Below are 22,409 nucleotides of genomic sequence, written 5' to 3' on the forward strand. Positions count from 1 at the left end.
GCACGCACGGGGGAGGTCAGCCCTCCATCACCCGGGGGCCCTCGCTCGGCGCCGGCCTCCCGCTGGGCAGCATGAGCGCCAGCAGCACCGCCCCCGCGGTGAGCACCGTGGTGACGACCATGAGATCGCCGAGCGCGGTGTCGAACACGCGGGTCTGCAGCTGCTGGTACATCGAGTACTCGCCGAGCACCGAGCCGAACGTCTCCGGGTCCGCGGGCACCAGGCTCGCCCGGTCCGCGTAGCCCTGGGACTGCTGCGCGGTCATCAGCGCGGTCATGGCGGCCAGCCCGATCGCCGACGACGAGCGCTGGACGACGGTGTTGAACGCGCTCGCCCCGTCGACCCGGTGCGGCGGCAGCGCCGAGAGCCCCCCGGTCATGATCGGCATCATCGCGAGCCCGATGCCGGCCGCGCGGAACCCGAGGATCCACGCCAGCTCGCCGTGCGAGGTGTCGATCGTGAGGTCGCGCAGCATCCACGTGCCCCAGGCCGTGATGATCAGCCCGGCGACGGCGGGCCAACGGGCGCCGATCCGGTCGTAGATCTGCCCCGCCAGCGGCATGATCACCGCCATCACGAGCGCCTGCGGGAGCAGCAACAGGCCGGTCTCGAACGCCCCGAGCCCCTGATTGAGCTGCAGCGACTGCGGGATGTAGAAGAGCACGCCGAACAGCCCGGCCGAGATGACCGCGATGAGGATCAGGGAGTTCGTGAACGGCCAGGACAGGAACACCCGCACGTTGAGCAGCGGGTGGTCGACCTCGAGCTCGATCACCACGAACAGCGCCAGTGCAAGGACACCGTAGGTGATGAGGATGAGCACCGGGTAGGACGTCCAGCCCCAGTCCTCGGCCTCGTGGAGCCCCAGCAGCAGCGCGAACAGCCCCGTGGCGATGGCCAGGAACCCCGGGAGGTCGAACGTCCGTGCCCGGCCGCCCCCGAAGTTCGGCAGCCAGATCATCGCGGCGATCGTCCCGACCACGCCGATCGGGACGTTGATGAAGAAGATCAGCCGCCAGTCGACGTACTCGACGAGGTAGCCGCCCAGCGTGGGGCCGATCGCCGGCGCGAAGACGATCCCGAGGCCGTACATGCCCATCGCGGCGCCGAGCCGGTCCTTGGGCACGATCTTGTAGAGCATCGTCAGCGCCACGACGGGGATCACGCCGCCCGGGATCGCCTGCAGGATGCGGAAGGCGATCATGGAGTTCAGGTCCCAGGCGAGGCCGCACAGCACCGACCCGATCGCGAACCCGATCATCGCGACGACGTACGCGCGGCCCAGCCCGAGCCGCAGGCCCAGCCAGGCGCTTGCCGGGACGATCACGCCCTCGGCGAGCGAGTACGACGTCGACACCCACGAGATGTCCTCGGTGGTGACCCCGAAGTCGTTCTGCATCACCGGGATCGCGACGTTGACGATGCTGATGTCCAGCACCGACATGAACATCCCGGCGACGAGCACGAGCAGCGCGACGACCCAGCTGGTCTCACGGGACGGTGCGGGTGCCGCCGCGGTGGGCTCGGCGTCCTCCGGCACGGGGTGGTGACCGTTCGCCTCCACCGGCTCCGGGAACGGGGTCGGCGCCGCCTCCGTCTCCCGCGACTCGGGCCTGGCCGTCACCGCACGAGGCTACGTCGACCGGCGCAGCGCTTCACACCGAACGCACAGTGACGGTGATCGCCTCACGGCGCGTCACGAGGCTCGGGGACCGCCGGACCACCCGGCGCGCGCGTCGGATCCCACGGTCGGCAACCTCGCGACGGTCACCCGCCGGTGGCCCGCCCGGCCCGCCCCGTCCCGAGCGCCGGGCCGGGGGCGGGCCCGGACCACCTCTATCGCGGGTTCCTGATGAAGTCGGCGCAGCGCTCGCCGATCATCATCGTGGTGATGCACGGGTTGACCGTGATCAGGTCCGGCATGACCGACCCGTCGGCGACGCGCAGGCCGTCGACGCCGCGGACGCGCAGCTGCGGGTCCACCGGGGCCAGGGGGTCGTCCTCGGCGCCCATCTTCACCGTGCACGACGGGTGGTAGACGGTGTTGTGGGTGTGCTTGATGTAGTCGAAGAGCTCCTCGTCGGTCTGCGCGCCGTCGCCCGGCGCGAGTTCCTGGCCCACCCACTCCTTGAGGGCCGGGGCCGCCGCGATCTCCCGGGCCACCCGGATCCCCCGGATCATCACCTCGCGGTCGTGCTCGTGGGTGAAGTAGCGCGGGTCGACCTTGGGCTTGTCGTGGAAGTCGCGGGACGACAGCCGGACCGTGCCCTTCGACCGGGCCCCGGTGACGTTCGGCGTGAGACAGAACGTGTTGTCCGCGGTCGGGTAGCCGTGGCGGACGATGTTCATGTCGAACGGCACCGACCCGTAGTGGAACATCAGGTCGGGGGTCGTCCGACCCTCCGAGCCGGCGAAGATCCCGATCTGCCACCACTGCGTCGACGCCGTCGGCATCGGCTGCAGCGCCTCCCACTGCACGAGGCCCTCCGGGTGGTCCTGCAGGTTCTCCCCGACGCCCGGGGCGTCGACGACGACCTCGATACCGATCTCGCGCAGGTGCGCGGCGGGCCCGATGCCCGAGAGCATCAGCAGCTTGGGCCCGTCGATCGCCCCGGCCGAGAGCACCACCTCGCGGCGCGCGGAGACGTCGACCGCGTGCCGGGTGTCCGGGGTACGCAGCCGGGCGCCGATCGCCCGGGGCCGGGGGCCGGAGGCGTCGAGGTTCAGCTTCTCGGCCCGGTAGCCGGTCATCACCGTGAGGTTCGGACGGTCCAGGTTCGGATGGACGTAGGCCACCGACGCCGACGACCGCGACCCGTCGGGCTTCGCGTTGACCTGGAACCAGTTCGCGCCCCGGAGCACGGTGCGGCCGGTGTTGAACGGCGTGGTCGGGAGCCCGACCTGCTCGCACGCCTCGAGCAGCGCCACCCCGCACGGGTCCTGGTCACCCACCGTGCGGATGGTCACCGGCCCGTCGGTGCCGCGGCCCGGCGCCTCGGCCTCGTCGATCGTGTCGAGCGCGGTCTCGAGCTTGCGGTAGAAGGGGTAGCACTCGTCGGCCGTCCAGCCCGTGGCTCCCCCGGCGGCCCAGTCGTCGAGGTTCTCCTTCGGGGCCCAGAAGGCGATCGCCGAGTTGTGCGACGAACAACCCCCGAGGACACGCGCACGGGCGTGGCGCATCCAGGAGTTGCCCGACTCCTGCGGCTCGATCGGGTAGTCCCAGTCGTAGCCGGACTCGAGCAGCTCCATCCACCGGCTCAGGTCGAGGATCTGGTCGTCGCCGACGTCCGACGGGCCGGCCTCGATGAGACAGACCGAGACCTCCCGGTCCTCGGAGAGGCGCGCGGCGACGGCGCACCCCGCGGTCCCGCCGCCGACGACGACGTAGTCGAACTCGTTCCCAGCGCTCTGTGGGGCTGCCATCACGCCTCCTGGACGGGCTTGTCGGTGGGGTGTCCGGTCTCGACGCGCGCGTGCTCGGCGACGACGCCGGTCCTGTGCCGCTGGACGGTCCAGTAGTAGGCGAACCCGGCGCCGAGGATGACCCCGGGCAGCAGGACCCCGCCCCACTGCAGGTACCAGTGGAACGGCTCCGACGCGTTGTAGATCTCGTTGCGCGGCCAGGCCAGGTTGACGGCCATCGTCCCGCCCCAGAGCACGGCGAGGATGTTCACCGGCAGGCCCCAGCGGCCCAGCGAGAAGCCGTCGGGACGGGGCTGCCAGGTGCCGCGGAGGCGCTGGACCAGCATCGGGATCGTCACCAGCAGGTACGCCGTGTAGATCATGATGATCGCGATCGAGGTGACCACCGTGTAGATCTGCGGGCTGAAGGTGACCAGCAGCAGGACGATCGCGATGATCCCGATCGTCACCGACGACACCACCGGCGTGCCGAAGCGCGGGCTGATCGTGCAGAGCTTCGTGCCGGCGGGCAGGTTGTTGTCGCGGCTCATCGCGAACGCCAGCCGGATCGCCGCGGCGTGCACGGCGAGCGCGCACACCACGACCGCGACGACGACCGCGATGAGGATGACCGTGCCGACCCCGCCGCCCAGGACGGCCAGGATGAGGTTCTGCAGGCCGCCGAGGCTGCCGTACGCCGGATCGGAGAGGTCGGGCGCCGACATGATCGCGAACAGCAGGATCAGGCCGCCGAGCAGGAACGAGAAGAACAGCGCCCGCAGGATCGCCTTGGGGGCGTTGCGGCGCGGGTCGTGCGACTCCTCGGCCAGCGAGCTCGCGGTGTCGAAGCCGTACATGACGTAGAGCGAGGCGAACATGGCCACGAGGAAGGCGCCGGCGTAGCCCCACGGCCGTCCGCTCGCGTCGACGCCGCCGTCGGTGAGCACGATCTGCGGGCCGCGCACGATGTTCACCGCCAGCAGGATGATCAGGACGACGGCCGCGATGAGCTCGATGAACACGCCCGCCGAGTTGATCTGAGCCATGAGCTTGGTGCCGAAGGCGTTGATGACCGTCGTGAACACGATCAGCAGTGCGGCGAGGATGACGCCGTTGAGCGCCTGCGCGTTCGTGTCCTCGTCACCCTGCATCGGGATGAACTGGAACCCCGACCAGATCTCCGGCAGCGTCGCCTGCAGCGCCAGGGCGACCGCGGCGATCGACACGATGGAGGCCGTGAGCATCGTCCAGCCCGCGAGCCAGGAGACGCCGTGGTTCGAGAGCCGCTTGCTCCAGTTGTAGATCGAGCCGGCCACCGGGAAGCGCGCGGCGAGCTCGCAGAAGCACAGCGCGACCATCAGCTGGCCGAGGAACACCAGGGGCCACGACCACCAGTAGGACGGACCGCCGGTGCCCAGCCCGAGGTAGAAGAGCTGGAACGTGCCGGTGAGGATCGAGATGTAGCTGATCCCCGCCGCGAACGTGTGGAAGCTGCCGAGCGACCGGACGAGGCTCGGCCGGTAGCCGAACTCGTCGATGTCCTCGGCGTCGGCCGAGCTGGCCTGCTTGTGCGCCTTCTCGCTGCTCATGAACCACTCCCATGCTGTGTCGAGGAGGGGAACCACCCGGTCGGCCCTGGCCGGGTGTTGGTCCAGATGTGCTTGGGCTCCTGGTACTCGGCGAAGCCCGCGCGGCCGAGCTCGCGCCCGACCCCGGAGTGCCCGAAGCCGCCCCACTCGGCGGCCGGGACGTACGGCCCGAAGTCGTTGATCCAGATCGTGCCGTGACGCAGCCGCGCCGCGACCTCCTCGCACGTGCCGTGGTCGGAGGAGAACACCGCCCCGGCCAGGCCGTACTCGGTGTCGTTGGCGATGCGGACGGCGTCGTCGAGGTCGGTGAACGTCTCGACGGTGAGCACCGGACCGAACGACTCGTCGTGCACCACGGTCATGTCCTGGGTGCAGCGGTCGAGGATCGTCGGCGGGTAGAAGTATCCGTTCTGCAGCTTCGGGTCGGTGGGGCGCTCGCCGCCGCAGCGCAGCACCGCGCCCTCGGCGACGCCGGTCGCGACGTAGCGCTCGACCTTCTCGCGGTGCGCCGCGGAGATCAGTGGCCCGGTCTCGGTCTCCGGGTCGTCCGGCCCACCCATCCGGATGCGCTGCGCCCGCTCGACGAGGTCGTCGACGATCCGGTCGTGCGCGGACTCCTCGACGACGAGCCGCGCACCGGCGGAGCACACCTGACCGGAGTGCAGGAAGATCGCGGTGAGCGCGTTGTCGACGGCCGTCTCGTGGTCGGCGTCGGCGAACAGCACGAACGGGTTCTTGCCGCCCAGCTCGAGGGCGACCTTCTTCACCGTGGCCGCCGCCGACTCCATGATCTTCCTACCGGTGACGAGCCCACCGGTGAAGCTGACCATGTCCACGCGCGGGTCGGTCGACAGCGGCGCCCCCGCGGTCGCCCCGGCGCCGAGCACGAGGTTCCCGACGCCGTCGGGCAGACCGGCCTCGGCCAGCAGCTCCATGAGGATGATCGCCGTGCTCGGGGTGAGCTCGCTGGGCTTGAGGACGAACGAGCAGCCGGCCCCCAGCGCCGGCGCGACCTTCCACGCCGTCTGCAGCAGCGGGTAGTTCCACGGCGTGATGAGCCCGCACACCCCCACCGGGTCGTGCACGACCTTGCTGCGGGCGGTGGCGATGCCCGTGTCGACCAGCCGTCCGTCGTCGGTGGAGGCGAGGTGCCCGAACCACCGGAAGCAGTGGGTGATGTCGTCCATGTCGATCTCGGACTCGGCGACACGCTTGCCGGTGTCGTCGGTCTCGGCCCGTGCGAGCCGCGCCTTGTCCCGCTGGAGGAGGTCGGCCACGCGCAGCAGCAGGGCGCCCCGTTCCGGGGCGGGCACCGACGACCAGCGGTGGTCGTCGAACGCCCGCCGTGCCGCGCCGATCGCGAGCTCGGTGTCCTTGGCGGCCGCCTCGTCGACCTCCGCGACCAGCGAACCGTTCGCGGGCGACCGAATCTCCCGCCTTCCCCCGTCGACCGCGGTCGTCCACGCTCCGTCGATGAACAGCTGCCCCACTCCTGGCGCCTCCTCGTCGTCACCCGGTGTCGTCACCCGGTGTCGTCACCCGGTGTCGTCACCTGTGTCGTCACCCGGTCGGCCCTGACCGACCGGTCGCGGCCTGAGTATCGACCTCACGCCACGTCGGCACCATGCCTTACACGGACCACACAGGTCGCCACCGTCGGCGGTAAGGTAAGGCTCCGCTACCGTGTCGCGAGTGGTGATCGATCGCAGAACCTTGCTCGTCGCCGCCTCCGCCGGCGCTCTCGCGGCCGCCTGCGCCCCCGCGCCCACCGCGCCCACCGCGCCCACTGCGGGCGCCGTGCGGGTGGAGCACCGCTACGGCGTCACCGAGATCCCGGGCGTGCCGCAACGGATCGTCACCGTCGGACTGACCGAGCAGGACTACCCGCTGGCGTTCGGGGTCGTTCCGGTCCTCACCCGGGAGTGGTTCGGAGAGCAGCCGGGCGCCCTGTGGCCGTGGGCCCGGGAACGTGCCGGTGCCGCGACCCCGCCGCCGGTGCTCGACGTGGAGAATCTCGACATCGAGCGGGTCGCCGCCGCCGAGCCGGACCTCGTCCTCGCCATGAACTCCGAGGTCGACCGCGACCAGTACGACCTCCTCGCCGGGATCGCGCCGACGATCGCCCAGCCGCCCGGGACCGCCGACTACGGCGCCCGCTGGGACGACATGACACGCATCGTCGGACGGGCCCTGCGCCGGGACGCCGACGCCGAGCGGATGGTCGCTGACCTGACCGCCCGGATCGACGCGGCGCGCACCGGGCTCGCGGCGAACGGGCGCACGGGCCTGCTCGCGAGCGCGATCTCGGGGTCGCTCTACCTCTACCCCACCGGCCCGGCGCCGACGTTCCTGCGGAGCATGGGCCTGCGCCTGCCCGATCCCGCGGTCGCGGCTGTCGGGGATCCGGCGACGGCCCCACCGCTGCAGCTCTCCACCGAGCGCAGCGACCTCCTCGAGGCCGACGTCCTGCTGCTCGGGCTCTACGGCGGCGCGACGGAGGCCTCGGCGCTGGCGGGTCCGCTGGTGTCGTCGCTGCGGGTGGTCCGCGAGGGCCGGGTCGTCGCACTGCCCGAACTGAGCCTGCTCAACGGCGCGATCTCGTTCTCCAGCGTCCTGAGCCTGCCCCTGGTGCTCGACGGCCTGGTCCCCCGCCTCGCCGCGGCGCTCGACGGCGACCCGGCGACGCCGGTGGCGACCATCAGCTGAGGGCGCGCGCCGACGACGTCGCCCGTCGCGCGGAGCGTTGGTGGATCTCGGACGGCCGTGGGGTGTGAGCAGGCTGGCGCTCATCGGCCGAGGGCCGCGATCAGGCTCTCCTCGCCCTGCCCCTCCGCGTGGTGGAGCACCTCGAGGTGGCCGAAGGCCGCGATCAGCTCGCCCGGCGGGGCGCGGAACGGTCCGCCGGTGTCGCCGGTCTCGGACAGCACACTGATCACCAGCAGCCCGCCGGGCGCGAGGGCCGTGACCAGGGCCGGGTAGACCGCGGGGTCGCGGAAGCGCTGGCAGACGATCACGTCGTAGGGTCCCGTGACGGGCAGACCGTCGTCGAGGTCCGCCGCGATCCAGTGCACCTCGGGCGCCTGCGCCCGCCCGGCCGCGAGACCCACCGGCGAGACGTCGACCGCGTCGACCTCCAGGCCGCGGCGCGCCAGCCAGGCCGCGACCGTCCCGCGCCCGCACGCCAGGTCGAGTGCGCGGCCGGAGACGGGCACGAGGTGCTCGCGGCCCACGAGCACCCCCGGTGGGCCGGGCTCGCCGGGCCCGAGACCGGCGAAGCGGGCGTCCCAGCGCTCCCTGTCCGCGGTCGACACCGGTCGAGCTCCCCTGTCGGCGTGCTCCCCTGCTTGGTCCGTCTCCCGACTCAGGGCTTGCGGCCCACCACGCCCGCGATGCAGTGCTGCGCGGGCAGGAGCGGGGCCAGCTGCGGGCCGTCCGGCCACCACGTCACGCAGAGCTCGAGGCCCGGGTCGACGAGTTCGAGCCCCGGCATCATCGCGAGGATCTGCTCGCGGGTGCGGTACACGCCGGTGCCCAGCGGGCTGTGGAGGAAGACGTCCTCCATGCGACGGGCGACGACGCTGTGCTCGTTCTCCGGGTCGAGGAAGTGGCTCAGCGCCACGTACGAGCCCGACGGCAGCGCGTCGATGTACTGCTGCATGATCTCGACGCAGCTCAGGGCGCTCTCGTCGTAGTGGTGCAGCGTGCCGAGCTGCAGTAGCCCGATCGGTCGGTCGAAATCGAGGTTCCTGGTGACCACCGGGTCGGCGAGCAGCTCGCTCGGCACCGTGAGGTCGCCCGGCGAGAAGAACGTGCGGTCGTTCTCCTCCAGCAGCGCGCGCCCGTGCGCGACCACCGTGGGGTCGTTGTCGACGTAGACCACACGGGCCTCGGGACGCAGGCGCTGCGCGGCCTGGTGGGTGTTCTCGGCGGTGGGCAGGCCCGAGCCGAGGTCGAGGAACTGGTCGATCCCGGCCTGGCCAGCGAGGAAGCGCACGACGCGCACGAGGAACGCCCGGTGGTCGACGGTGAACTGGCCGATCTCCGGCGCGACCTGGCGCAGCTTCTCGACGACCTCACGGTCGGCCGGATAGTTGTCCTTGCCGCCGAGAGCCGTGTCGTAGACGCGCGCGATGCTCGCCTTCGTGGTGTCGACGTAGGCGGGTGCCGACCCCGAGCGGGACGACGAGTGCGCAGCGGTCATCGGGTTCCCATCAGGACGTACGTCACGGTCCGTCGCTCACCCTAGGAGGATACTGATGTCCCTCCGGGCGCGGGTCGATCAGCGGACATCCGGACGTGGCGACGTGTAACGTCTCGGACTCGGCGGCACGGGCCGGGTGCCGGCGGGGCCGAGCCGGCGCAAGCAGCGGGGCCCGAGGACAGCGGGGAGCGCACCAGACGTGGCCGAGCAGGAGCACACCGAGCCGGAGGGCACCGGGCCCACTGCGCGCCGGATCATCCTCGGCGCCCAGCTACGTCGCCTCCGCGAGCGCGCCGGCGTCGCGCGCTCGGACGCCGCGTGGTCGATCCGCGGGTCCGACTCGAAGATGAGCCGCCTCGAGGCCGGCAAGGTCGGCTTCAAGGAGCGCGACGTCGCCGACCTGCTGACGATGTACGGCATCACCGAGGACGGCGAGCGCGAGCTCCTCCTCGACATGACGCGGCGCTCCAACGAGCCCGGCTGGTGGCAGCCCTACGGCGACGTGCTCCCCGACTGGTTCGAGGACTACGTGGGCCTGGAGACGAGCGCCTCGCGCATCCAGACCTACGAGCTGCTGTTCGTCCCCGGCCTGATGCAGACCGAGGACTACGCCCGCGCGATCATCACGTCCGGCCACCCGGACCGCGCCACCCCCGACGACGAGCGCCGCCTCACCGTCCGGATGCGCCGCCAGCAGATGCTCGGGCGCCGCGACTCGCCCACGCTGTGGGCGATCATCGACGAATCGGCGCTGCACCGGCCGATCGGCGGCCACTCGGTGCTCGTCGAGCAGATCGAGCGCCTGCTCGAGCTCTCGGCGCTCCCGAACGTCGTCGTGCAGGTCCTGCCGTTCGCGCTGTCCGGGTACGCCGCGGAGAGCACGTTCTCGATCCTGCGCTTCTCGGAGCCTGAGCTGCCCGACCTCGTGTACCAGGAGCACCTCACCCACGCGACGTACCTGGACAAGCGGCCCGAGGTCGAGCAGTACAGCCGCGTCATGGACCGCGTGGCCGTCGACGCGCTGACGCCGGACGAGACCCGGCAGTACCTCACGAAGCTCGCCGCCGAGCGCTGAGCCCGAGCGCCACCGGCGACTCGCCCACGTCACATGCACGTGCAGATGCTCGGATCCCTTGCTAAAGTCGATGCACTGACGGATGCACGTGCAGACGATCGAGGCGGTCGCATGGGCCAGGTGCCGAATGCACACGACGCTCTGCCCGACGTGACATGGCGCAAGAGCGCCCGGTCCGGCAAGCAGGGCAACTGCGTGGAGCTCGCCCCGGTGCGCTCCCAGGGTGTCGCGGTGCGGAATTCCCGCTTCCCCGAGGGCCCGGCGCTGGTGTTCTCCGTCGCCGAGATGAGCGATTTCCTCGCCGACATCAAGGGCGGGGAGTACGACGACCTGCTGGGCGCCGACGACGTGACCGGTGTCGCGTCGTGAGGCGCAACCGGACGATGTGGTTGACGTGCGCCGTCGACGGCATCGACCACGCCGTGTCCGATGCGGCCTTCCTCGCCGCGCAGGGCGGCGACGGGCGCTTCGAGGCGATGTGCCGCGCGACCGTCTGGGCGTCGTCGCTGTCGGCTCCCCCGGCCTCCCGCTGCGAGACATGCGCGTTCGAGGCCGGCGAGCCGACCGGTGGGTCGACCCACCGAGGCGGCGGAGGTCTCTGGTCGCGGCTGGTTCCACGCGCCTCGGCCTGAATCGTTCCCGAGGGTGCCATTCCGCCGTTCCGGTCACGGCGTCACCCTCGTGCGTCGGCCACTCTCGGAAACACTGAGACGACACGGCCGTTCGGCGTAGAGTAATCAATCCGTCCACGGATGACTGGTTGCGTCACCCGGACAGGCACCGTCAGCCGAACGGCCAATTGCTCTCCGTAATTCTCGTCCCTAGGCTCGTGACTCGACCGAGCAGCGAACGAGAGGAATCCGTGACCACGGCGGCGACACGTCCGGCGGCCCCCCCACGGCCCGCCCCGGGAGCTCCACCGAGCCCCGCCGCCGTGATGACCCCCGCCACGCTGCCCGCGTCCACCCCGGCACCGTCATCCGGGTCGGCCTCGCTCCCGACGTCGCTCCTGACCTCGCTGCGCGATCTCCCCGGCTTCGCCCACGCGCTGCTCACCGACACCGACCCGGGCGGCCACGACCGTCGCGTGGTCGCCGAGATCGGTACCGACGAGGGCACCGCCGCCGCCGTGCTCGGGTGGGGCCGCCGTGCCGCCGGCGTCGCGTCCGAGCGGGATCTCGCCCTCGACGACGTCATCGTCACCACCGACACGGCCCACCACCTGCTGCGCGCCGTCGGCACGCCGGCCACCGGCTGGGTCTACCTGCGGGTCCACCGCGAGGGCGGCAACCTCGCCCTCGCCCGCCGGCGCCTCGCGGCGCTCACCACCCCCCGGACCCCCGCGGCGGGCCGACCCCCGGCCCCGGCCGGGCCGGCCGAGCTCCCCGCGGGTCCGTCGTCGAGACCATCGACGACGCCGCCCGGCGCGGCCCGGTCGACACCCTGGCCGGACCGCGCGCCATCCCCGATCCGCCCGCCGGCAGCGACGCCGACGAGCACGGGTCCGGCGACGGAAGTGACGACCCGGGGAGCCCCGGCCGCGCTGCCCGCCCCGCCGCGCCCGGCGGCCACCTCGCGACCGGCCACCTCGCAACCGGCCACCTCGCGACCGACGGACGAGCCACCGGCGCCCGCGTCCGCCCGGTCCCCGGCGACGCCCTGGGCGCCGCCACCGTCGCATGGCCCGTCACGCACGGCGTCGGCGTCGTCGCCGGCGCGGGAGGCCCCGGAGACCACTCCGGTGCTCCCCTGGCCTCGCCGTCCACCGGCCGCGTCCGCCCCGCCCGCGGGCCCGGCGCCTCGGCCAGGCCACCAGCCGGACGACCAGCCGGACCACCAGCCGGACGACGACCCGCCGGCGCCGAAGGACTCGGCCGGCGTGCTCGGCCAGCGCTGGCGTTCCGACCCCGAGACCTTGCGGCGCGTCCTCGCCGGACTGCTCCGTCTGGGACGCCCGTCCCCGTCGGCCCTCGCCGGCAACCCCGAGAGCACCACCCGCTCCCCCGGAGCGGCCCCGACACGGAGGAACCCATGAGTGATGTCGAGTACGCCCTGAACGCCGCCGCCAACATCAAGGGCGCGTTCGCCGTGGCGATCGTCGACTACGACAGCGGCATGACCCTCGGCTCACGCGGAGGCAGCGCCGAGTTCGACCTCGACGTCGCCGCTCCCGGCAACAGCGAGGTCGTGCGCGCCAAGTTCGACGTCATGCAGAAGCTGGGCCTGCGCGAGACGATCGAGGACATCCTGATCACGCTCGACACGCAGTACCACCTCATCCGGCCGATCTACTCGAACAGCGACGACAAGCTGTTCTTCTACCTGGTGCTCAACCGCCAGCAGGCCAACCTCGCGATGGCCCGCCGAGACCTCAAGGTCATCGGCCAGCGCTTCTACCTCGACGACCCGTCGTCGCAGCCGTCCGTGCCGGCGCAGGACCAGGGGTACTACCAGCAGGTCGGCCGGCGCTGACCCCCGTCACCGGAGGGGAGCCACACGGGTGGGAGACGGGGACGGGAGCACGCCGACAGGGTCGCGGAGCCCGACCCGTCGAAGCGGCCGACACCGCCACCTGACGTGCGTGCGGTCGGACGGCCTGTCGGCGGTGCTGCGCCCGTTGCTCGACGACCGCCGCATCGTCGCCGCCACGCTCGTGGACGTCGACAGCGGGCTGATCCTCGACGGTTACGTCGACGACCCGGGCGAACACCCCGGGCTCGCCGACCTCGAGCTGCTCGGGGCCGCCCACGCCGAGATGGTCAAGGCCGCCACGGTCGTCTCCACGTCCCTCGCGGAGCTGACCGTGAGCACCGACGACGGCCACCACCACCTGCTCCACGCCGTGCCCGACCCGCACGGCGAGCGGCTGGTGGTGGCCGTCGTCGTGCACGGGGCACCCCGCCACGTCACCCGGGCCCGCCTGCGCCTGCGCACGGTGTCCGTGGAGGCGCTCACCGCCGGACCCACGCTCGCCCGGCGGCCCGTCGACGGCAGCTGGGTCGTCGAGAGGCCCGGACCGGAGCCGCCGGAGGACGACACCGCCGCCGACGCCGAGGTCATCGAGGAACCCACCGAGGCCCCGATGCCCTGCGGGGCGCCGCTGTCCGCCATGGCCCCGCGGGGGGCCGCGGCGCCCAGGGCGGACCGCACGCCGTCGGCCACCGTCTCGTCGGTGGCGTCCTCGCTGGCCACGGGCCTGGCCGGCGGGATCTCGTCGCCGCTGGTGCCCCTCAGCGGCGCACGGCGAGGGAGAGCGCGAACCGGCCCCGCGGGTCGGTGAACCACCCGTCGTGGGAGAACCCCGCGGCGGCCAGCTCGTCGCGGATGCGCTCGCGCGTGAACTTCGTCGAGATCTCGGTGCGCATCTCCTCGCCCTCGGTGAAGTCGATCTCGAGGTCGAGCTCCGGGACCCGCACGTGCATGGCCCGCCGGGCGCGCAGCCGCATCTCGATCCGGCCGGCCTGCGGCACCCAGACGGCCAGGTGCTCGAAGCCGTCGGCGTCGAAGTCCGCGCCGAGCACGCGATTGAGCACCCGCAGCACGTTGAGGTCGAAGGCGGCGGTCACACCCGCGGGATCGTCGTACGCGGCGACCAGGGTCGCCTCGTCCTTGACGAGGTCGGTGCCGACGAGGAAGGCCTCCCCCGGGTCGAGCGCGTCGGCGAGCGCGGCGAGGAACGCCTTGCGCCCGTCGGGCTCGAAGTTGCCGAGCGTGCCGCCGAGCAGCGCGACGAGGCGGCGTCCGTCGCGCGGGACGCTGCGCAGGTCGTTGGTGAAGTCGGCGACCACCCCGTGCACGTCCAGGCCCGGGTACGCCGCGACGAGACCCGGCAGGGCCTCCTCCAGCGCCGACGGCGACACGTCGACGGGGATATAGCGGCGCAGCGTCCCGGCACGGTCCAGGGCGTCGAGCAGCAGCGGCGTCTTCGACGACGACCCCGATCCCAGCTCGACGAAGGTGTCGGCGTCGGCGGTGCGCGCGATGGCGTCGGCGTTCTCGGTGAGGGCCTCGCGCTCGGCGGTGAACGGGTAGTACTCCGGCAGCGCGGTGATCTGCTCGAACAGCTCGCTCCCGCGGGCGTCGTAGAGCCACTGCGGGGTGAGGGCCTTCGGGGTGGAGGTCAGCCCCCGGCGGGCGTCCTCCCGCAGGGCGGAGTCGGCGTCGTCGGCGGTGAGATGGATGTCGAGCGCAGGCAGGCTCATCGGTCTCGGGTCACGTCCTGGGGTCGGGGCCCACGCCCGGGTGGGGCGCGCGCGAGCGTTCACGGCGTCGGGAACGGCGGTGTGTCGGCGCTGGGTCACAGCGCCGACACGGTCACGGCGGGCGGCTCGTGCCCCCCGCCGGGACGGGCGACGAGCAGGGAGCCGTCGGGCACGGGGACCCAGGTGGGGTCGAGGTCCAGAGGCTCGGACGCGACGGTGACTGCACCGTCGGGATGCGTCCGGTAGGACAGGGCGTGGTCAACGGCCGTGGCGACGATCTGCTCGCCGTCGCCGACCAGCAGGTTCAGCCGTGAGCCGGGGGCGGCCGCGAGGGTCTCGGCGACCACGCCGGCGACGGCGACGGCGACGTCCTTGCCGGCGGCCAGGCGCGCGCGGACCAGGGCCCAGAGCAGCGCCGAGTCGGTGGCCGCCTCGAGGGTCAGCAGGTCGAGCGGGGGCAGCCTGGCGGCGAGGTCGGCCACGCTGTGCGGCCAGCCGCGCACGACGCCGTTGTGGCTGAACAGGCGCCCGTCCGCGCGGAACGGCGCGCACGCCGCCGTCGACACCGGCATCCCGACCGTCGCCGAGCGCACGGCCGCCACCAGCGCCGTCGTCTCCACCCCGTGCGCGACGTCGAGGAACGACGCGTCGGTCCACATCGGGTAGTCCCGCCGGTACAGGTGCAGCTCCGCAGCATGGGAGCGGAGCCACCCCACGCCGAAGCCGTCGGCGTTGACGGTGCCGCCGCCGCGCATGTCCGCGGGGGCGTAGCTCTGGACGAGCAGGGAGTGCGACGGCTCGGTCAGCAGCGACGCGAGCGTGACCGGGGTCGGGCCCACGTGGGCCAGATGTCGGCACACCTCTCAGGCGTCCCGCGCGCAGCGGAAGCCGGAGAAGATCTGGCGCCGGATCGGCAGATCCCAGTTGCGGAAGGTCGAGCGGGCGTTCGGGGTGCCGACGCCGAACGACGAGCCGCGCAGCATCCGGAAGTCGCCGCCGAAGAACACCTCGGAGTACTCCTTGTACGGGAACGGCTCGAAGCCCGGGTAGCCCTCGAACCCCGAGTCGCACCACTCCCAGACGTCGCCGATGAGCTGGTGCACGCCGAGGGGCGAGGCGCCGGCCGGGAAGGCGCCGACCGGCGCGGGCTGGAGGTGGCGCTGATCGAGGTTCGCGCGCTCGGGCGTCGGATCCTCGTCGCCCCACGGGAAGCGGCGGGTGGTGCCGGTGGCGTGGTCGTAGCGCGCGGCGAACTCCCACTCGACCTCGGTGGGCAGGCGCTTGCCCACCCACGCGGCGTAGGCCGCGGCTTCGTGGAAGCAGACGTGCAGCACGGGCTGGTCGGCGACGGCCGGGTTGTCGCTGATGGCCTCGCGCACGCCGAACGACGTCCGGTGCCAGCGGCCGTCGATCTCCTCCCAGGTCATCGGCGCGGTCCAGCCCTCGGCGGTGATGTGGTCCCAGCCGGCCTCGGACCACAGCGACCGGTCGCGATAGCCGCCGGCGTCGACGAAGCGGGCGTACTCGGCGTTGGTCACCGGCGCGGCGTCGAGCCAGAAGTCCCCGACGTCCACGGGGTGGGCCGGCTTCTCGTTGTCCAGCGCGGCCGCCTCGAGGGACGTCCCCAGCAGGAACCCCGCCCCCGGGTGGAACACCTCGGTGCCGGCCAGGCCGGGCACGGCCGACGGCGGCGGCGGGTCGGCGTGCAGCACCGGCGCCCCGGTCCGCAGCTGATGGGTCGCGAGCATGGTCTCCACGTGCTGCTGCTCGTGCTGCACGATCATGGAGAACACGAAGCCGTCGGCGAGGGTGCGGCGCTCGTCGAAGGACCCGGCCTCGAGGTGCTCGAGCGCCTTCTCGCGCACCCGGTCGCCGTAGACGCGCGCCTCGGCCGGGTCGAGCAGCGGCAGGGCGGGGCGGCCGGCGCGCGGGTTGGTGAACGCGTCGTAGAGGTGGTCGACGTCCTCGCGCACGCCCGGGACGAGGTCGCTGTCCGGCGCGGCCCGGCGCACCAGCCAGTAGTCCTCCATGTTCGCGATGTGCGCGAGGTCCCAGTGCAACGGCGACATCAGCGGGGAGTGCTGGTGGGTGAAGTCGGGGTCGTCGCCGGCGAAGACGTCGTGCGTGAGCGACCGCGTCCGCGCCCGGGCCGCCGCGAGCTCGGCCGCGAGGCGGCGACGCAGCGCGGTCGGGTCGGTGGGGGTGCTGGCGGTCATGAACGCTCACCTCCGAGGAGGGTCGGGGGCCCGCCGACGGTGTCGGTGTGGTCGGGGAGCTGTTCGTCGGAGCCGGCCCGGGGCGCGAGGCCCGCCTCGGCGTCGTCGAGCGGGTCGTCGGCGGGGCACCGCCCGCGCAGCACCCGCTCCGAGACGACGCGGTCGACGAGCTCGTGCACGTCGGCCGGCAGGTCGGCGAACGCCGGGCCGGCGATCGTGCGGTGCGCCTGTGCGAAGACGTCGCCGGCGGCCCGGCGCAGGACACGGTCGGCGAGGCCGTGGCGCGCCGCGGCGGTCCACCGATCGACGGCGGGCTCCGCGGCGGCACGGGCGCGGGCGACCGTGTCCGGGTCGTGCATCAGCGCGGCGACGACCACCAGGGGGACGACCCACTCGTCGCCGGCCTGCTGGTCGAGGTAGCGGACCTCGAGGTGGCCCTGCGGGCGCACGGGCGGGAACAGGGTCGTGAGGTGGTAGTCGAGGTCGGCGCGGGTCGGTGCCGGCGCGAGGGCCCCGTCGATCCACTCGGCGAACGTGACGTCGGGTGCCTCCCACGAGACCCCGTCGGCGCCCTCGCGGCGCACGCACAGCAGCCGGGTGTCGAGCGCGCGGCGGGCGTACTCGCGGGCCGGGTCGCCGTCGAGGGTCAGCGGCGGGCTGGTGCGCTCGGGGTCGAGCGCCATCCACGCCGCCCAGCGCGACGACTTCCAGCCGGTCCGGCGGCCGTGGACGGCGGGTGAGTTGGCGAACGCGGCGAGCAGGACGGGGCCGAGCTCGTGCAGGGCGGCCCACCGCCGCGCGACGTCGTCCCCCTCGCCGGCGTCGACGCAGACCTGCACGGCGGTCGTGGAGCACATCATCGTGCGCCCGTGCGGACCGATGCGGTCGAACGTGGCCTCCATCGCCGCATAGCGCGGGACCTGGAGCAGGCGCCGCGGGGGGCGCAGCGCGTCGCTCGCCCGCGGGACGGTCGTCAGGCCCTCGGCGGCGAGCAGCGTGTGCAGACCCGCGACGTCGGTGCGCACGGCGTCGATCAGGGCGCCCACACCGGGCAGCGGGGGGCTGGCGATCTCCACCTGGCCGCCGGGCTCGACGGTGATCGTGCCGCCTGCGGGGAGGGGCGCGGGACCGGAGCCGTTGGTGGTGCGGAGCGAGCCGAGGGTGGAGGGGGCGTGCGGTCCGAGGGCGCGGGCCAGCACGGCGGGGTCGAGGGGGCGAGCGGGGTCGTCGACGTGGCGCACGAGCCATTCGAGCTCGGTGCCGACGAGCCGCGGCGGACCGTGCTTGAAGCACACCGACGCCACGTAGGCCTCCGCGACCGCGCGCTCGGTGAGCGGCGCGGCCGGGTCGAGCGCGATCCCGGGCCGAGCGGCGTCCCCCGCCGGCCCACCGGGGCGCACGGACGGAGTCGGAGCCGGCACGAGCCCTCCCTGATCGACCGACACCGGCAGTGATCACCGGGGTCGTTGCTGCGAACGCACACGGACGCTCAGCGACGCTACACGCGGGTCCGACGCCCCGCAGGGGGTCGGACGACGAGTGTCCCCGATGCGAACATCACAGTGGGTGATCGCTCAGGCCGCGGCCTGCGACGGCGCGAACTGGGTGTGGTAGAGGTCCGCGTACCGCCCGCCGCGCTCCAGCAACGCCGCGTGCGTGCCCTGCTCGACCACGCGCCCGTGCTCCACGACCGCGATGGTGTCCGCCGCCCGGACGGTCGAGAGCCGGTGCGCGATCACCACCGAGGTGCGACCGACCAGCGCCTCGGCGAGCGCCTCCTGCACCGCCTGCTCGGACTCGGAGTCCAGGTGGGCGGTGGCCTCGTCGAGGATGACCACCCGCGGCGAGGCCAGGAGCAGCCGCGCGATCGTCAGTCGCTGGCGCTCGCCGCCGGAGAGCCGGTGCCCCCGCTCCCCCACCACGGTGTCGAGCCCGGCGGGCAGCTCGTCGAGCAGGTCGCCCAGCCGCGCCCGCACCATCGCGTCGCGCAGCTGCGCCTCCGTGGCGTCCGGCGCCGCGTAGAGCAGGTTCGCCCGCACGGTGTCGTGGAACAGGTGCCCGTCCTGGGTGACGACGCCCACGGCGTCGCGCAGGTCGGCGAACGACAGCTCGCGCACGTCGATCCCGCCGACCGTGATCTCGCCGGCGTCGACGTCGTAGAGCCGCGGGATCAGCGACGCGATCGTCGACTTCCCGGCCCCGGACGGCCCCACCAGCGCGAGCATCCGCCCGGGCCCGACGACGAGGTCGACGCCGTGCAGGACCTCGTGACCGGCCCGGTCGTCGAGCCGACTGACCTCCTCGAGCGAGGCCAGCGACACCGCCGACGCCGACGGGTAGGTGAAGTGCACCCCGCGCGCGACGACGCCGAGCGGACCGTCGGGCAGCGGGGTCGGGCGCTCGGACTCGGTGATCGCCGGCTGCAGGTCGAGCACCTCGAAGACCCGCTCGAAGCTCACCAGGGCGCTCATGACGTCGACACGGGCGTTCGCCAGCGAGGTCAGCGGCGAGTACAGGCGCGTCAGCAGCAGCGCGAGGCTGACGACCGTGCCGGCGTCGAGGACCCCGGTGACGGCGAGCCAGCCGCCCAGGCCGTAGACCAGCGCCTGGGCCAGGGCGGCGAGGAGGGTGAGGGAGGTCAGGAAGACCCGACTGACCATGGCCGTCCGGACGCCGACGCCGCGCACGCGGTCGGCGCGCTCGCCGAACTCGTCGGCCTCGGCCTGCGGGCGCCCGAAGAGCTTGACCAGCGTGGCGCCGCCGGCCGAGAAGCGCTCGGTCATCTGGCCGGTCATCGCGGCGTTGAGGTCCGCCGACTCGCGCTGCAGGGAGGCGATCCGCCGGCCCATCCGCCGCGCGGGCAGCAGGAAGACCGGCAGCAGCACGAGCGCGAGCAGCGTCACCTGCCACGCGAGAGCGACCATGACGACGACCGCGAGCACGAGCTGGATGGTGTTGGTGACCAGGCCCGAGAGCGTCGAGGTGAAGGCGCGCTGGGCACCGATCACGTCGTTGTTGAGCCTGCTGACGAGCGAGCCCGTGCGGGTGCGGGTGAAGAACGCCAGCGGCATCCGCTGGACGTGCGCGAACACCGCGCGCCGCAGGTCGTAGATCAGGCCCTCGCCGATCCGGGCCGAGAGCCAGCGCTCAGCGAGCGTCAGGCCGGCGTCGAGGACGGCGAGCCCGGCGATCACCAGGGCGATCGTGACCACGGCCGACGGCGCGGAGCCGTTGGTGATCGCGGTGACCACGCGCCCGGCCAGCACCGGTGTCGCGACGCCGATCACGGCCGACGCCGTGGCGAGCAGCAGGAACGCCGCGAGCGTCCGGTGGTGGCGCGCGGCGAAGCGCCAGATGCGCGGCAGCGTCCCTCGCGGCACCGACCGCGGGATGCTGTCCGCCTGCGCCGCGGACTGCATCAACGACCAGGCGTCCATGGCCCGCTCCCGTCGCTCGTGAGGACCGTGTGCCTGACGAGCGTGCGACCTCGAGCATGGTCGAGGTCAAGCGGACATCCGCTCGGGACCGGCGTGTGGTGTACACCGGGGCCGCCGCGGACGGGACACCCCTCGCTCGCCCCCGCCGGCGAGAGGTGCCCGTGCTACTTCTTCTTGGTGCGCGTGGCGCCCCCGCGCCCGCGCAGGGTCACTCCCGATTCGGACAGCACGCGGTGCACGAATCCGTACGAGCGCCCCGTGGACTCGGCCAGCGAACGGATGCTCGCGCCCTTCTCGTACTTCTTCTTGAGGTCGTTGGCGAGCTTGTCGCGCTGGGTGCCGGTGATCCGAGCACCCTTCTTCAGATCGGCCATCTCGTGTTCCACCCCTCGTCCCACCGCAGGTCCGGTCGACCCATGATGATCGTTGAGGGGAGTGTGCGCCATCGCACATTTCCCGTGATCGGTAAGCGGTTCGGCCGATCGGAGTGATCGAGGCCCGTTTGTCGGACCCTTCGGGAGGTGCGCTGGGGCGCTCGGTGACGAACCGCTCAGTCAGGCGAGCTCGACGAGTTCCAGGTGATCGGCGGAGAAGTGGTCCTCGGTGCCGTCGGGCAGCAGGATGACCCGTTCGGGCTCGAGGGCCTCGACCGCGCCCGGGTCGTGGGTGACGAGCACGACCGCGCCCTCGAAGCGCCGCAGGGCGTCGAGCACCTTCTCGCGGCTGGCCGGGTCGAGGTTGTTGGTGGGCTCGTCGAGCAGCAGGACGTTGGCCGCGCTCGACACGAGCCCGGCGAGGGCGAGGCGGGTGCGCTCGCCGCCGGAGAGCGTCCCGGCGGGCTGCTCGAGCTGTTCGCCGGAGAACATGAACGCGCCCAGCAGCGTGCGCAGCTGCTGCTCGGGGGTGTCCGGGGCGGCGCTGCGGGCGTTCTCCCAGACGCTGCGCTCCATGTCGAGCGTGTCGTGCTCCTGCGCGAAGTACCCGGTGCGCAGGCCGTGGCCGGCCAGCACCGCGCCGGTGTCGGGCGTCTCGGCCCCGGCGAGGATGCGCAGCAGCGTGGTCTTGCCTGCGCCGTTGAGACCGAGGATGACGACCCGCGAGCCCCGGTCCACCGCGAGGTCGACCCCGCTGAACACCTCGAGCGAACCGTAGGTCTTCGACAGCCCGTCGGCGGTCATCGGCACCCGGCCGCACGGGGCAGGCGCCGGGAAGCGGATGTGCGCCACCTTGTCGTCGACGCGCTCGGACTCGAGGCCGTCGAGCATGGCCTGGGCACGCCGGGCCATCTGCTTGGCGGCGACGGCCTTGGTGGCCTTCGCGCCCATCTTCGCGGCCTGGGCCTGCAGGGCGCCCGCCTTCTTCTCGGCGTTGGCGCGCTCGCGGCGGCGTCGGGCCTCGTCGTCGGCGCGGGCCTGCTGGTACTTCTTCCAGCCCATGTTGTAGACGTCGAGCTCGCCGCGGGTGGCGTCGAGGAACCACACCTTGTTGACCACGGCCTCGATGAGCTCGGTGTCGTGGCTGATGACCACGACCCCGCCCTCGTGGGCCTGGAGGAACGAGCGCAGCCAGCCGATCGAATCGGCGTCGAGGTGGTTGGTGGGCTCGTCGAGCAGCAGCGTGGTGCCGGCGTTACCTGCCCCCTTCGATCCGGCACCGTCGCCGCTGGCGGCGAACAGGATGCGGGCGAGCTCCACGCGCCGGCGCTGGCCGCCCGAGAGCGTGCGCAGCGGCTGGGCCAGCACCCGCCCGGGCAGGCCGAGGTTCGAGCAGATCCGCCCGGCCTCGCTCTCCGCGGCGTAGCCGCCGAGGTCGGCGAACCGCTCCTCGAGGCGCCCGTACTTCGCGATCGCCCGGTCGCGCGCCGCGTCGTCGGCCAGCTCGGCCATCGCGCTCTGGGTCTTCTCCATCTCGCGCAGCAGCTCGTCGAGCCCGCGCGCCGAGAGCACGCGGTCGCGCGCCAGCACGGTGAGGTCGCCCTCACGCGGGTCCTGGGGCAGGTAGCCCACCGGGCCGGTCGACCTGACCACACCGCCGTAGGGCTCGCCCGTCCCGGCGAGGCAGCGCAGCGTCGTCGTCTTGCCCGCGCCGTTGCGCCCGACGAGACCGATCCGGTCGCCGGGCTGGACGCGCAACGTCGCCCCCGCGAGCAGGACGCGGGAGCCGGCGCGCAGCTCGAGATCGGACGCGGTGATCACAGGGGAGTCCTCGGGGAGGTGGTCGGCACGGACGAATGGCGACTCTCCAGTGTAGGCGGCGCCCGGAGTCCGACCTCGATCTAGGGTGCGCA

General features: G+C 72.9%; 20 protein-coding genes. 7 read left to right on the forward strand and 13 right to left on the reverse strand.

The window, feature by feature from the left end:
* Nucleotides 1–16: 16 nt before the first annotated feature.
* The 4 genes from AC2A1K_RS07005 to AC2A1K_RS07020 form a co-directional block, all read right to left on the reverse strand.
* A complete protein-coding gene (locus tag AC2A1K_RS07005; protein WP_483895596.1) occupies nt 17–1,624 on the reverse strand; it encodes a DHA2 family efflux MFS transporter permease subunit in 1,608 nt (535 codons plus the stop codon).
* A 212-nt stretch (nt 1,625–1,836) separates the two neighbouring features.
* A complete protein-coding gene (locus tag AC2A1K_RS07010; RefSeq protein WP_483895597.1) occupies nt 1,837–3,423 on the reverse strand; it encodes a GMC family oxidoreductase in 1,587 nt (528 codons plus the stop codon).
* Nucleotides 3,423–4,991, reverse strand: coding sequence for an APC family permease (locus AC2A1K_RS07015; protein ID WP_483895598.1), 1,569 nt, complete (start codon nt 4,989–4,991; stop codon nt 3,423–3,425). The genes AC2A1K_RS07010 and AC2A1K_RS07015 overlap by 1 nt, the downstream gene beginning before the upstream one ends.
* Nucleotides 4,988–6,481 (reverse strand): aldehyde dehydrogenase family protein, encoded by a 1,494-nt coding sequence (locus AC2A1K_RS07020; protein WP_483895860.1) that lies wholly within the window; start codon nt 6,479–6,481, stop codon nt 4,988–4,990. The genes AC2A1K_RS07015 and AC2A1K_RS07020 overlap by 4 nt, the downstream gene beginning before the upstream one ends.
* A gap of 205 nt (nt 6,482–6,686) precedes the next feature.
* Here AC2A1K_RS07020 and AC2A1K_RS07025 point away from each other — a divergent pair, with 205 nt between their 5' ends.
* Nucleotides 6,687–7,697, forward strand: a complete 1,011-nt coding sequence (locus AC2A1K_RS07025) for an ABC transporter substrate-binding protein (RefSeq protein WP_483895599.1) — start codon at nt 6,687–6,689, stop codon at nt 7,695–7,697.
* An 80-nt stretch (nt 7,698–7,777) separates the two neighbouring features.
* Here AC2A1K_RS07025 and AC2A1K_RS07030 read toward each other — a convergent pair whose 3' ends face one another.
* Together AC2A1K_RS07030 and AC2A1K_RS07035 are read right to left on the reverse strand one after the other, a co-directional pair.
* The gene (locus AC2A1K_RS07030) at nt 7,778–8,302 is read right to left on the reverse strand and encodes a class I SAM-dependent methyltransferase (RefSeq protein ID WP_483895600.1); all 525 of its coding nucleotides are present in this window, start codon (nt 8,300–8,302) and stop codon (nt 7,778–7,780) included.
* Between the two features lie 50 nt (nt 8,303–8,352).
* Nucleotides 8,353–9,192: an SAM-dependent methyltransferase gene (locus tag AC2A1K_RS07035; RefSeq protein ID WP_483895601.1), complete on the reverse strand. Its 840-nt coding sequence runs from the start codon at nt 9,190–9,192 to the stop codon at nt 8,353–8,355.
* A gap of 199 nt (nt 9,193–9,391) precedes the next feature.
* Between AC2A1K_RS07035 and AC2A1K_RS07040 the strand changes: the two genes are divergently transcribed.
* From AC2A1K_RS07040 to AC2A1K_RS07065, 6 genes are all read left to right on the forward strand, one after another.
* Nucleotides 9,392–10,267 carry a helix-turn-helix domain-containing protein gene (locus AC2A1K_RS07040; protein WP_483895602.1) on the forward strand — a complete coding sequence of 292 codons (876 nt, stop codon included), beginning with the start codon at nt 9,392–9,394 and terminating at the stop codon, nt 10,265–10,267.
* A gap of 111 nt (nt 10,268–10,378) precedes the next feature.
* A complete protein-coding gene (locus AC2A1K_RS07045) occupies nt 10,379–10,636 on the forward strand; it encodes a DUF397 domain-containing protein (protein WP_483895603.1) in 258 nt (85 codons plus the stop codon).
* Nucleotides 10,633–10,899 (forward strand): hypothetical protein, encoded by a 267-nt coding sequence (locus tag AC2A1K_RS07050; protein WP_483895604.1) that lies wholly within the window; start codon nt 10,633–10,635, stop codon nt 10,897–10,899. Before AC2A1K_RS07045 ends, AC2A1K_RS07050 begins: the two co-directional genes overlap by 4 nt.
* 302 nt (nt 10,900–11,201) lie before the next feature.
* Nucleotides 11,202–12,302, forward strand: coding sequence for a hypothetical protein (locus AC2A1K_RS07055; RefSeq protein ID WP_483895605.1), 1,101 nt, complete (start codon nt 11,202–11,204; stop codon nt 12,300–12,302).
* On the forward strand, nt 12,299–12,739 hold the full coding sequence (locus AC2A1K_RS07060; RefSeq protein ID WP_483895606.1) for a hypothetical protein: 441 nt from the start codon (nt 12,299–12,301) through the stop codon (nt 12,737–12,739). The genes AC2A1K_RS07055 and AC2A1K_RS07060 overlap by 4 nt, the downstream gene beginning before the upstream one ends.
* A 109-nt stretch (nt 12,740–12,848) precedes the next feature.
* A complete protein-coding gene (locus tag AC2A1K_RS07065; protein ID WP_483895607.1) occupies nt 12,849–13,547 on the forward strand; it encodes a hypothetical protein in 699 nt (232 codons plus the stop codon).
* Here the strand turns inward: AC2A1K_RS07065 and egtD are convergent.
* The 7 genes from egtD to AC2A1K_RS07100 form a co-directional block, all read right to left on the reverse strand.
* Nucleotides 13,498–14,469 (reverse strand): L-histidine N(alpha)-methyltransferase, encoded by a 972-nt coding sequence (egtD, locus tag AC2A1K_RS07070; protein WP_483895608.1) that lies wholly within the window; start codon nt 14,467–14,469, stop codon nt 13,498–13,500. The genes AC2A1K_RS07065 and egtD overlap by 50 nt on opposite strands.
* 95 nt (nt 14,470–14,564) lie before the next feature.
* A complete protein-coding gene (gene egtC / locus AC2A1K_RS07075; protein WP_483895609.1) occupies nt 14,565–15,329 on the reverse strand; it encodes an ergothioneine biosynthesis protein EgtC in 765 nt (254 codons plus the stop codon).
* 3 nt (nt 15,330–15,332) lie between these two features.
* The gene (gene egtB / locus AC2A1K_RS07080) at nt 15,333–16,685 is read right to left on the reverse strand and encodes an ergothioneine biosynthesis protein EgtB (RefSeq protein ID WP_483895610.1); all 1,353 of its coding nucleotides are present in this window, start codon (nt 16,683–16,685) and stop codon (nt 15,333–15,335) included.
* A complete protein-coding gene (gene egtA / locus AC2A1K_RS07085) occupies nt 16,682–18,106 on the reverse strand; it encodes an ergothioneine biosynthesis glutamate--cysteine ligase EgtA (protein ID WP_483895611.1) in 1,425 nt (474 codons plus the stop codon). Before egtA ends, egtB begins: the two co-directional genes overlap by 4 nt.
* Nucleotides 18,107–18,259: 153 nt before the next feature.
* On the reverse strand, nt 18,260–20,122 hold the full coding sequence (locus tag AC2A1K_RS07090; RefSeq protein WP_483895612.1) for an ABC transporter ATP-binding protein: 1,863 nt from the start codon (nt 20,120–20,122) through the stop codon (nt 18,260–18,262).
* 164 nt (nt 20,123–20,286) lie between these two features.
* On the reverse strand, nt 20,287–20,496 hold the full coding sequence (locus tag AC2A1K_RS07095) for a helix-turn-helix domain-containing protein (protein ID WP_133828818.1): 210 nt from the start codon (nt 20,494–20,496) through the stop codon (nt 20,287–20,289).
* A gap of 180 nt (nt 20,497–20,676) precedes the next feature.
* Nucleotides 20,677–22,317, reverse strand: coding sequence for an ABC-F family ATP-binding cassette domain-containing protein (locus tag AC2A1K_RS07100; protein ID WP_483895613.1), 1,641 nt, complete (start codon nt 22,315–22,317; stop codon nt 20,677–20,679).
* Nucleotides 22,318–22,409 lie beyond the last annotated feature (92 nt).

The sequence above is a fragment of the Actinomycetospora sp. 2LY8.5 genome (assembly GCF_057180585.1).

Excerpts from the sequence above, each read along its gene's own strand:
- AC2A1K_RS07010 (WP_483895597.1), bottom strand. The coding sequence starts at position 3,423 with ATGGCAGCCCCACAGAGCGCTGGGAACGAGTTCGACTACGTCGTCGTC.
- AC2A1K_RS07090 (WP_483895612.1), bottom strand. The coding sequence starts at position 20,122 with ATGGACGCCTGGTCGTTGATGCAGTCCGCGGCGCAGGCGGACAGCATC.
- AC2A1K_RS07015 (WP_483895598.1), bottom strand. The coding sequence starts at position 4,991 with ATGAGCAGCGAGAAGGCGCACAAGCAGGCCAGCTCGGCCGACGCCGAG.
- egtD (WP_483895608.1), bottom strand. The coding sequence starts at position 14,469 with ATGAGCCTGCCTGCGCTCGACATCCATCTCACCGCCGACGACGCCGAC.
- AC2A1K_RS07045 (WP_483895603.1), top strand. The coding sequence starts at position 10,379 with ATGGGCCAGGTGCCGAATGCACACGACGCTCTGCCCGACGTGACATGG.
- AC2A1K_RS07095 (WP_133828818.1), bottom strand. The coding sequence starts at position 20,496 with ATGGCCGATCTGAAGAAGGGTGCTCGGATCACCGGCACCCAGCGCGAC.
- egtB (WP_483895610.1), bottom strand. The coding sequence starts at position 16,685 with ATGACCGCCAGCACCCCCACCGACCCGACCGCGCTGCGTCGCCGCCTC.
- AC2A1K_RS07060 (WP_483895606.1), top strand. The coding sequence starts at position 12,299 with ATGAGTGATGTCGAGTACGCCCTGAACGCCGCCGCCAACATCAAGGGC.
- AC2A1K_RS07035 (WP_483895601.1), bottom strand. The coding sequence starts at position 9,192 with ATGACCGCTGCGCACTCGTCGTCCCGCTCGGGGTCGGCACCCGCCTAC.